This window comes from Candidatus Colwellia aromaticivorans, from assembly GCF_003333305.1.
In the GTDB taxonomy this organism is placed as follows: domain Bacteria; phylum Pseudomonadota; class Gammaproteobacteria; order Enterobacterales; family Alteromonadaceae; genus Colwellia; species Colwellia aromaticivorans.
In genome coordinates this window covers 21,390-30,662 of the sequence record NZ_QOLD01000084.1, presented here as the reverse complement: position 1 = coordinate 30,662, position 9,273 = coordinate 21,390, and the positions used below count along the sequence as shown (strand labels likewise).

Sequence of the window (9,273 nt, the reverse complement as noted above, 5' to 3'; positions counted from 1 at the left end):
CGACCATTTCAATGATGAATTGCCATTTTAGTCATCGAGTTGATTAGTTCAAAAAATTGGTAATAGAGCCTTCTGAACGGTAAATTATTATGCGGCAAATAGTGGCGGATTTACGCCGGCACCAACACTTGCCTGTGTTGGCTTCAATAGTCACTCACGTATAGTACTTCCTATTACTTAGTGTTTAAATCTTAATATCTTAAATAAGTATTTGGCTTAAGTGAATCTACACTAGAGCCTTATTCTTATTATGGTAAACTGTTTATCATAATAACTTTTCTGATGTAATAGTGATTCAGGGTTGCAATGTTAAATATTAAATTAAGCCAAATTATTCCTAAGTTGTTGGGTGACATGCTAGTAGATATTAAAATTATTTATTTGTTTGGCTCTCATGCTTCAAACTCTGTAATGGTATTAAGTGATATAGATATAGCTGTATTAACTAGGTCAAAACTATCATCAATAAAAAGATGGCAAGTACAATCAGAACTTGCCAATGTATTAGCGACAGAGGTAGATTTAGTCGATTTATTAACGGCCTCAACAGTTATGCAGAATCAAATCATTCAAAAGGGAATATGTATTTATGATTTTGAGAACTCAGCCGCATTTTTTGAAATGCAAGTTATGTCAATGTATCAACATTTAAATGTTGAACGTGCAGATATTTTAAAACAATATTTAAGTATAGAAACAGAGAGTTAACGAATGATTGATGATGTAATTGTGAATAAATTAGCAACTATTGATCGTTGCTTACAACGTATTAAAGACGTTTATTTAGAAGCAGGTGAACATTTTTCTACTGATTATACACGGCAAGATTCTGTTATATTAAACTTACAACGTGCGTGTGAGGCGGCTATTGATTTAGCTAATTATATAAACAAAATAAAAAAACTAGGTATTCCACAAAGTAGTAGAGATAGTTTTGAGCTTTTATACAAAGCGCGTTTTATATCAGGCGATGTAAGTAATAATTTAAAAAAGATGGTGGGATTAAGAAATATTGCTGTTCATGACTATAAGGAACTTAATATTGATATAGTTAAATTTATTGTTGAAAATCATTTGGTTGATTTTCAATATTTTAATAAAGAAATTAAGCTTATAGCTCTTTAAAGTTCTACTGTGGCAGTATGGTATGGAATAAAAGTTGTTCTACTCTAGGTAAAGTGTTTAATAAAGCAGGAAACTTGAATATTATACTAATTTAAAGCGGGTTGTTAAATATCTGTGTAAATGCGCATGTTTGCTAGCCTTCGACCCTTCGACAGGCTCAGGGTAAACGGAGAGGCTCAGGGTAAACGGAGAGGCTCAGGGTAAACGGAGAGGCTCAGGGTAAACGGAGAGGCTCAGGGTAAACGGAGAAGCTCAGGGTAAACGGAGAAGCTCAGGACCAACGGAGTGTAAACCGTTCACACTGAGAGCTAGGTACGACCCTTCGACCCTTCGACAGGCTCAGGGTAAACGGAGAGGCTCAGGAGTTCATTAATAACGTCATCTTCGAAGTCTTTTGTCGAAGATCCATTGTCTTATTGTTTGGATTCAGTAGAATGTGCTTCTGCATTCTCCCCATAAATCACATCCCAGTGACGTCAGCCAAGACACTGCTGAAATGATATTCTTTTCCAAGGATTTTCAGGATTAGGGATTAAAAGCTTTAGTGGCGAGTTATTTACGCACTCACATTGCTACAGAATAGTCGTGAGATAGCGTTATACTACTGATTAAATCTTCTTGGAATTCAATCATTTTAGATGGCTCAATACCCAAAGGGGAAATTGAGTGGATGATGGATAATTCGTATTTGTTGGTTGTAAAACAACCAAGAAAGATCAGCAATCGCTTTCTATTCATATGTAGCTAGATACGTTTGGCTGCAATTTTATAAACAGAATTTCTTTCCCTTTTACCTACGGCGACAATTGAAACAATAACCTCTAAGTCGCGCACTTGATAAACTAAACGATAGCCCGCTTTTCGAAGCTTAATTTTATAGCAATCTTTCATGCCGTTAAGGCGAGAAGATTCAACTTTAGGGCTATCTAATCTTTCGATTAGTTTTTTCTTAAATTGAGTTCTTATGGTTGAATCTAGTTTTTTCCATTCTTTAAGTGCGTCTTGTTTGAAAACTAATTCATAGGTCATCTAAACTAACCTTTATTTCAGGCTGGTTTTTACGTTCTGCAACTATTTGCGCTAGTTCTAAGTCTTCTAATTTATCCATTAAAAGTTCATATGCTTGTGCAGGAACGCAGTAGAAAACTGGCTGATTTCGGTTAAGCACAGCAACAGGAAATCCATCTCCTTGTTCAACAACTGCCATAGGATTCTTTTTTAACTCAGAAATACTGGTTGTACTTTCTGCTAGTATTGTATGCATTACACTTCTCATTAAACCTGTTTATGGTACTCATAATAGGTCATTTTCGTCTAATTTTCAATATTAAAAATTTTTGAGGAGTAAAATAGCAGCACTAATGATTACACGATTAAAGCACGCTGGAATAGCGTTATTCTCGATGGCTCTATTCCTAAGGGAGAAATTGAAGGCATGATGGATAATTCGTATTTGTTAGTGGTGAATAAAAAGAATAAAAAGGGACACCCTAAATTTGACACTGTTGACTTGAATGAAATTTAAACTGGTATTGTTTGATTTACAAGCAAAACTAACAAATCACCTGAATAGTTACATTATCTCTTATCTGGGGTGGTTGGATCCATTAAACCATGTCATGTTAATTAATTTAGGTGAGGAAAGACGGTTTTTAATTATTCAACTTAAGTTTACGTTGCCTTTAAGTTGGCAAGAAAGCTCGAAAAAGGTATATTACGAATAATTTTATTTAGTTCAAAATAGTTAAGAGAAATAATGAAAGTTACAGTTTTTGGTATTGGTTATGTTGGTTTGGTGCAAGCAGCAGTATTAGCCTCTGTTGGTCATGATGTGGTTTGTGTTGATATAGACCAGACGAAAGTTGATAACCTTAAAAAAGGCTTAATCCCTATCTATGAGCCAGGCTTAACGCCTTTAGTTGAGGAAACGTATAAAAGTGGTCAACTAAAATTCACCACTGATGCTAAATCAGGTGTTGAACATGGGCAAATGCAATTTATTGCTGTCGGTACTCCTCCTGATGAAGATGGCTCAGCTGATTTGAAATATGTACTTGCCGTAGCCGAAACTATCGCAACTTATATGAATTCCCCTAAGATCATTATTGACAAGTCAACCGTTCCTGTTGGTACTGCCGATAAGGTTTCCGCAAAAATTTCTGATGTACTCGCGTCGCGCAATATCGATATTGAATTCAATGTTGTATCAAACCCTGAATTTCTAAAAGAAGGGGCTGCTGTTAGTGATTGTATGAAGCCTGATCGTATTGTAGTTGGTACAGAAAATGAGTCTGTACAAGCGGAGATGCGTGAATTATACGCCCCTTTTAACCGCAACCATGACCGAATGATTTTTATGGATGTACGCTCTGCTGAATTAACTAAATACGCAGCTAACTGTATGTTAGCAACAAAGATTAGTTTTATGAATGAAATGTCTAATTTAGCCGAGTTATTAGGTGCCGATATTGAAGCAGTACGCCATGGCATTGGCTCAGACTCTCGCATTGGTTATCAGTTTATTTATCCTGGCTGTGGTTACGGTGGTTCATGTTTCCCTAAAGACGTACAAGCGTTAGTGCGCACCGCTCATGGTATTGATTATAAACCGGCCTTATTAGAAGCTGTTGAATCAGTCAATTATGCACAGAAACAAAAGCTATATAAAAACTTACATAATTATTTCAACGGTGATTTAGCCGGTAAAACCATTGCCATTTGGGGTTTATCATTTAAACCACAAACAGACGATATGCGTGAAGCATCTTCGATGGTATTAATGGAAGCACTTTGGCAAGCAGGCGCAAAAGTACAGGCTTTTGATCCAGAAGCAATGGAAGAATGCCAACGCATATATGGCCATCGAAGCGATTTATCGTTAGTTGGCACTAAAGAGTCAGCCTTAAATGGTGCCGATGCTTTAGTTGTTTGTACTGAATGGAGTCAATTTAGAGCCCCTGACTTTGATTTAATAGCCAAAACATTAGCGCACAAAGTGATAGTTGATGGTCGTAACTTATACGATCCAATATTGCTTAAAGACCGTGGTTTTTCCTATTATGGGATTGGTCGTGGTGAGAGTATTCAAAAAGTATAATGCCTGTACTTCTCTATCTGCCCTGAGCTTGTCGTACTTCGACTACTCGTTCCTCGCGCTCAGTATGAACGGTTTACACTCCGTCTGCCCTCCGCCTGTCCTGAGCTTGTCGAAGGGATGAAGGGAATAAAACATAACGAATATTAAATATTAGGAATAAAATGAAATTTTTAGTTACGGGCGCAGCCGGCTTTATTGGCTTTCATGTAGTACAGCGTTTATGCGAACAAGGGCATGACGTTATCGGTATTGATAACCTTAACGACTATTATGATGTTAATCTTAAGTTAGCGCGTTTAGATGGTTTAAAACAATACCCTTTGTTTACCTTTATCAAGCTTGATTTGGCTGATCGTGAAGGCATTGCACAGTTATTTTCAAAAGAAAAATTTGATCGTGTAATACATTTAGCGGCGCAAGCAGGGGTTCGTTATTCAATAGATAACCCGATGGCGTATGCTGATTCAAACTTAGTTGGCCACTTAACCATATTAGAAGGTTGCCGTAATAACAACGTGCAACATTTAGTCTATGCCTCATCAAGTTCGGTGTATGGTTTAAATAGCAAAGTACCCTTTGCGACTTCCGATACCGTAGATCATCCTATTTCACTCTACGCTGCTACTAAAAAATCTAATGAGTTAATGTCACATACTTACTCTCATTTGTATAACATCCCGACAACAGGACTGCGGTTTTTTACTGTTTATGGCCCTTGGGGTCGTCCAGATATGGCGCTATTTAAATTTACTAAAGCGATAGAGAATGGTGAAAGCATTGATGTTTATAATAATGGCGATATGCGCAGAGACTTCACTTATATTGATGATATTGTAGAAGGTATTATTAGAATTCAAGATATTATTCCTCAAAAAAATAATGATTGGTCGGTTGAGGGTAGTTCAGCAGCGACAAGCTCAGCACCTTATAAAATATTTAATATAGGCAAGGGTAACCCAGTTAAACTTCTCGATTTTATTCAATCTTTAGAAAGCTCTCTGGGTGTTACTGCCAATAAAAACCTAATGCCAATGCAACCGGGTGATGTTTATCAAACTTATGCTGATGTTGATGATCTATTTTCGGTCACTAAATATAAGCCTTCCATGAGTGTTGAAAAGGGTGTGGAACAATTTGTACAGTGGTATAAGAATTTTTATCGATAGGGACAAACGGAGTGTAAACCGTTCACACTGAGCGCGAGGCACGAGTTGTCGAAGATCCATTGTCTTTTTGTTTGGATTCATTTCCAATAGTAAGTTTTTCTGATTGATCTGCATAGGTATGTATTTTATTGAATAAAAGGGTAAAACAGAGGCAATCTTCCGTGATTAACACATCCCTGTTTTATTCGTCCTATTATGATAATCCTACCACATAACTTCTTCCTGAAGTGTCCATTAAAAGAGCTTCCTGCTCAGTTGTTATTGCTAACGGTATTAAGGTTAGTTCAATTATTAATCTTTGCAAATATTATACTTATTTATTTTGCTTAATTGACATACTGTTTTCATTGTTGTTGATTATACCAATCAAACTAACTAAGTGATCTTTTTAAATGCTCTAAATATCCAATCTCTTGTTAACAATACAACATAGCCTCTTCAGTTAAACTACTTGTTTGCTATTATTGTAGCAATAAGTTACATTAAATTAAGTTATTCGTCATAATAGTAGCATTTAATTTATAGGAGGTGTACATGCTCTCACTACTCACCCCTTTTGATGTACAGTTAGAGTTCAGTCAGTTTTCCAAAAAAACTCGCAAAAAAAAAGGGTACAGTACCAAATCGTTCTCTGCCAAAACAGGCGTACCAGACAGTACAATTCGGAAATTTGAAAAAACCGGTGAAATATCTTTTCGACAGTTCCTCATGATTTACGCAGAAATAGGTAAGCTCACCGAATTACAAAAACTTACTCAGTTGTCTGAAACACCAAAAAACCTCGATGAGGTGTTAAAAAATGCTTGAGCATAAACTGATGGTGAAACGAAAGCTCTCTAATGGCAATGTCATCAAGGTGGGAGAACTGGCAGAAAATAGAACGGGCATATACTTTCAGTACAATGATGAATACTTAAATCAATATTCAAATATTTCACCTTTTGCATTAGAAGAGTCATTAGAAGCCCAACTCGCTCCACAAATACCACATAAAAGACTCCACGGCGTATTCGCAGATAGCCTGCCTGACGGATGGGGACTGTATCTAATGGACAAAATATTTAGAAAAAACGATTATGTCCCTAAAGGAATTACACAGCTTGAACGCCTCGCGTTTATTGGTGATAACTGCTTAGGTGCTTTGTATTATGAACCAACAATAGAACTCGCCACAGGAAGCACCCATGGGTACTCTATTCGAGAATTGGGTAAGCAGGCAGTTGACGAGTTTGAAGGTACTGAAACAGAGATAGTTGAACGTTTGATGAATACGGCTGGCTCTGGTGGAGCTAGACCAAAGATCAATGCCACCCTTTTAGCCGATGGTACATTTACCACTAACAGATACGCAAAAGGAAAGCCTAGCATAATCAAGCTTACTTCAGAAAAGTTCAATCTTGCGCATGAAGAAAGCTTAGTCGAATACTGCTGTATGACCCTAGCTAATCAATGCGATATAGAGACTGCTGGTTTTGATTTACTCGAAGCAGAGCATAATAGATTTTGGCTTAGGCAAGATAGGTTTGACTGTGTTGGAGATAATGGACGACTCCACATGATTTCTGCAAGTGGCCTTCTTGATGCATCATTTCGTGAACCATCTCTTGATTATATTGATCTTATAAAAGCGACTCGCATGATGTGTGGTGTTAGCGAAGCAAAAAAAATGATCAGCAGAGCATTATTTAACTATCTGATTTGTAATCAGGATGATCATGCCAAAAACTTCGCCTTTTTATGCGATGATAATGACAATTGGTTATTATCTCCCTTTTATGATGTGGTTTACTCTCCATCGCCATATAAAGAGCATATGACCTCATTTGCAGGAGAAGGTATCAACCCTAGTAAAAGATCTCTTGAACTTATGTCTAAGCAGGCTGGTATCAACCCAAAGGAAATAAAACCCATTGCCCAAAATCTCATGGATAATATGTTAAATATTAGTGAACTTTTAAAGAACTTAGGCGTATCCTCAAGTAGCTCCAAAACCATAATTAAAACAGTAGAACAAAAGTTAATATTTTTAAATAAGCAGCTTTAACCTGGTATTCCGCACCAATTTTAGGAATAAATTCTCGAATCTTTAAGAATGTTTTTTTTGATAAATTGGCTTTAAATAATTATTAGCAAAATGGCAGTTTGTCTTTTCTAAACGTGTGTAAACCGTTCATACTGAGCGCGAGGCACGAGTAGTCGAAGTACGACAGGCTCAGGGCAGACGGAGAGGCTCAAGACAAGCGGTGAAGCTCAGGGCAGGCGGAGAGGCTCAGGGCAACGGAGTATAAACCGTTCATACTGAGCGCGAGGCACGAGTAGTGGAAGTACGACAAGCTCAGAACAAACGGAGTGTAACCATTCATACTGATCGCAAGGGAAGGGAGTCCATACATCGAAGTTTTTTGTTGAAGATCCATTGTCTTTTTGTTTGGGTTCTTTTCCAAAAGTAAGCTTTTCCTGATTGATCTGCATGGGCATATGTTTGTATTGAATAAAAGGGTAAAAAAGAGGCAATCTCCCGTGATTAACACATCCCTGTTTTATTCATCCTATTATGATCATCCAACCATATAACTTCTTCCTGAAGTGTCCATTAAAATAGTTTCCTACTCAGGTGTTATTGCTAACGGTATTAAGATTAGTTCAATTGTTGAGCTTTACAAACATTATTGTTATTTTTTTTGTAGAGTTTTTTTTAGGTTAATTGGTAGGCTGGTTTCATTGGTGTTGATTCAATATGAGTTTTCTTTGGCTCAAAGGATTTGTTGATTACTATAGTCACTGCGTAAGTTCATTGTTACGGTGTTTTCAATGGTTTGTCTGGGATATAAATAGATCCCTTGAATCAAGTTCAGGGTGATGATTACAAGTGACGTAATTGTTTTTGTAGGTTAGAATATCGTTATGCGTATGCACGTGAAGTTCAAATAAAATAAAGGATTAAGATGACTCGTAAAATAACAAAAGCAGTAATTCCTGTTGCAGGCTTAGGTACGCGTATGTTGCCTGCAACAAAAGCCATTCCCAAAGAAATGTTACCTATTGTAGATAAACCCATGATTCAGTACATTGTTGATGAATGTGTTGCTGCTGGCATTAAAGAAATTGTGTTGGTAACGCATTCTTCTAAAAATGCCATTGAAAACCATTTCGATAAATCTTTTGAGCTTGAAACAACGTTAGAAAACCGTGTTAAACGCCAATTACTTGATGAAATCCAGGCAATTTGTCCTAAAGATGTCACTATATTGCATGTTCGCCAAGGTGAAGCCAAAGGTCTTGGTCATGCGGTATTAAAAGCTCGCCCTATTATAGGTAATGAACCGTTTGTTGTGGTTTTACCTGATGTAATTCTAGATGATTCTAGTGCCAATTTAAAAACCGAAAATTTAGCAGCTATGCTTGCTAGGTATAATGAGGTTGGGGGTTATAGCCAAATTATGGTTGAACCAGTGCCCATGGAACGAGTAAGTAGCTATGGCGTGGTTGACTGTGCTGGCCATGAGCTCGCTGCAGGTGAGTCTAAAGCGATGACCGCCATCGTAGAGAAGCCTCCTGTAGAGGAAGCTCCTTCAAATTTAGCGGTAGTTGGTCGTTATGTGTTATCAGAAAAAATATGGGAATTATTGAAATTAACTCCTCCTGGTGCTGGTGATGAAATTCAACTAACTGATGCCATTGCAATGCTAATGGAAAAGGAAACGGTTGAAGCATTTCACATGACGGGAAAATCACATGATTGTGGCTCTAAGTTGGGTTATATGAAAGCTAATGTTGAATACGCTTTACGTCATAAAGAATTAGGTGAAGAATTTAAGACTTACCTTAAAACAATAGTTTAACTTTACAGTCTAATTTGACTAAAGTCGGGATGAGTATTAAGAA

At 37.1% G+C, this 9,273-nt stretch carries 9 protein-coding genes; 7 read left to right on the top strand and 2 right to left on the bottom strand.

What is annotated here, in order from left to right:
- Positions 1 to 306 precede the first annotated feature (306 nt).
- Both mntA and hepT read left to right on the top strand, forming a co-directional pair.
- Positions 307 to 708, top strand: coding sequence for a type VII toxin-antitoxin system MntA family adenylyltransferase antitoxin (gene mntA, locus DWA31_RS13700; protein WP_114327140.1), 402 nt, complete (start codon positions 307 to 309; stop codon positions 706 to 708).
- A 3-nt stretch (positions 709 to 711) separates the two neighbouring features.
- On the top strand, positions 712 to 1,125 hold the full coding sequence (gene hepT / locus DWA31_RS13695; protein ID WP_168427346.1) for a type VII toxin-antitoxin system HepT family RNase toxin: 414 nt from the start codon (positions 712 to 714) through the stop codon (positions 1,123 to 1,125).
- Positions 1,126 to 1,869: 744 nt separating this feature from the next.
- Here hepT and DWA31_RS13690 read toward each other — a convergent pair.
- The gene (locus DWA31_RS13690) at positions 1,870 to 2,154 is read right to left on the bottom strand and encodes a type II toxin-antitoxin system RelE family toxin (protein ID WP_114327139.1); all 285 of its coding nucleotides are present in this window, start codon (positions 2,152 to 2,154) and stop codon (positions 1,870 to 1,872) included.
- Positions 2,144 to 2,389 (bottom strand): type II toxin-antitoxin system Phd/YefM family antitoxin, encoded by a 246-nt coding sequence (locus DWA31_RS13685; protein ID WP_425451894.1) that lies wholly within the window; start codon positions 2,387 to 2,389, stop codon positions 2,144 to 2,146. Before DWA31_RS13685 ends, DWA31_RS13690 begins: the two co-directional genes overlap by 11 nt.
- A gap of 492 nt (positions 2,390 to 2,881) precedes the next feature.
- Between DWA31_RS13685 and DWA31_RS13675 the strand changes: the two genes are divergently transcribed.
- From DWA31_RS13675 to galU, 5 genes are all read left to right on the top strand, one after another.
- A complete protein-coding gene (locus DWA31_RS13675; protein WP_114327136.1) occupies positions 2,882 to 4,222 on the top strand; it encodes a UDP-glucose dehydrogenase family protein in 1,341 nt (446 codons plus the stop codon).
- A gap of 161 nt (positions 4,223 to 4,383) precedes the next feature.
- Positions 4,384 to 5,388: an NAD-dependent epimerase gene (locus DWA31_RS13670; protein WP_114327135.1), complete on the top strand. Its 1,005-nt coding sequence runs from the start codon at positions 4,384 to 4,386 to the stop codon at positions 5,386 to 5,388.
- 534 nt (positions 5,389 to 5,922) lie between these two features.
- On the top strand, positions 5,923 to 6,195 hold the full coding sequence (locus DWA31_RS13665; protein ID WP_114327134.1) for a helix-turn-helix domain-containing protein: 273 nt from the start codon (positions 5,923 to 5,925) through the stop codon (positions 6,193 to 6,195).
- Positions 6,188 to 7,432: a type II toxin-antitoxin system HipA family toxin gene (locus DWA31_RS13660; protein WP_114327133.1), complete on the top strand. Its 1,245-nt coding sequence runs from the start codon at positions 6,188 to 6,190 to the stop codon at positions 7,430 to 7,432. Before DWA31_RS13665 ends, DWA31_RS13660 begins: the two co-directional genes overlap by 8 nt.
- Before the next feature lie 901 nt (positions 7,433 to 8,333).
- Entirely contained in the window at positions 8,334 to 9,230 is an 897-nt protein-coding gene (galU, locus tag DWA31_RS13655; RefSeq protein ID WP_114327132.1) for a UTP--glucose-1-phosphate uridylyltransferase GalU, read from the top strand.
- Positions 9,231 to 9,273: the final 43 nt, after the last annotated feature.

Coding starts and splice junctions, on each gene's coding strand:
- mntA (WP_114327140.1), top strand. CDS start 307: ATGTTAAATATTAAATTAAGCCAAATTATTCCTAAGTTGTTGGGTGAC.
- hepT (WP_168427346.1), top strand. CDS start 712: ATGATTGATGATGTAATTGTGAATAAATTAGCAACTATTGATCGTTGC.
- DWA31_RS13690 (WP_114327139.1), bottom strand. CDS start 2,154: ATGACCTATGAATTAGTTTTCAAACAAGACGCACTTAAAGAATGGAAA.
- DWA31_RS13685 (WP_425451894.1), bottom strand. CDS start 2,389: ATGCATACAATACTAGCAGAAAGTACAACCAGTATTTCTGAGTTAAAA.
- DWA31_RS13675 (WP_114327136.1), top strand. CDS start 2,882: ATGAAAGTTACAGTTTTTGGTATTGGTTATGTTGGTTTGGTGCAAGCA.
- DWA31_RS13670 (WP_114327135.1), top strand. CDS start 4,384: ATGAAATTTTTAGTTACGGGCGCAGCCGGCTTTATTGGCTTTCATGTA.
- DWA31_RS13665 (WP_114327134.1), top strand. CDS start 5,923: ATGCTCTCACTACTCACCCCTTTTGATGTACAGTTAGAGTTCAGTCAG.
- DWA31_RS13660 (WP_114327133.1), top strand. CDS start 6,188: ATGCTTGAGCATAAACTGATGGTGAAACGAAAGCTCTCTAATGGCAAT.
- galU (WP_114327132.1), top strand. CDS start 8,334: ATGACTCGTAAAATAACAAAAGCAGTAATTCCTGTTGCAGGCTTAGGT.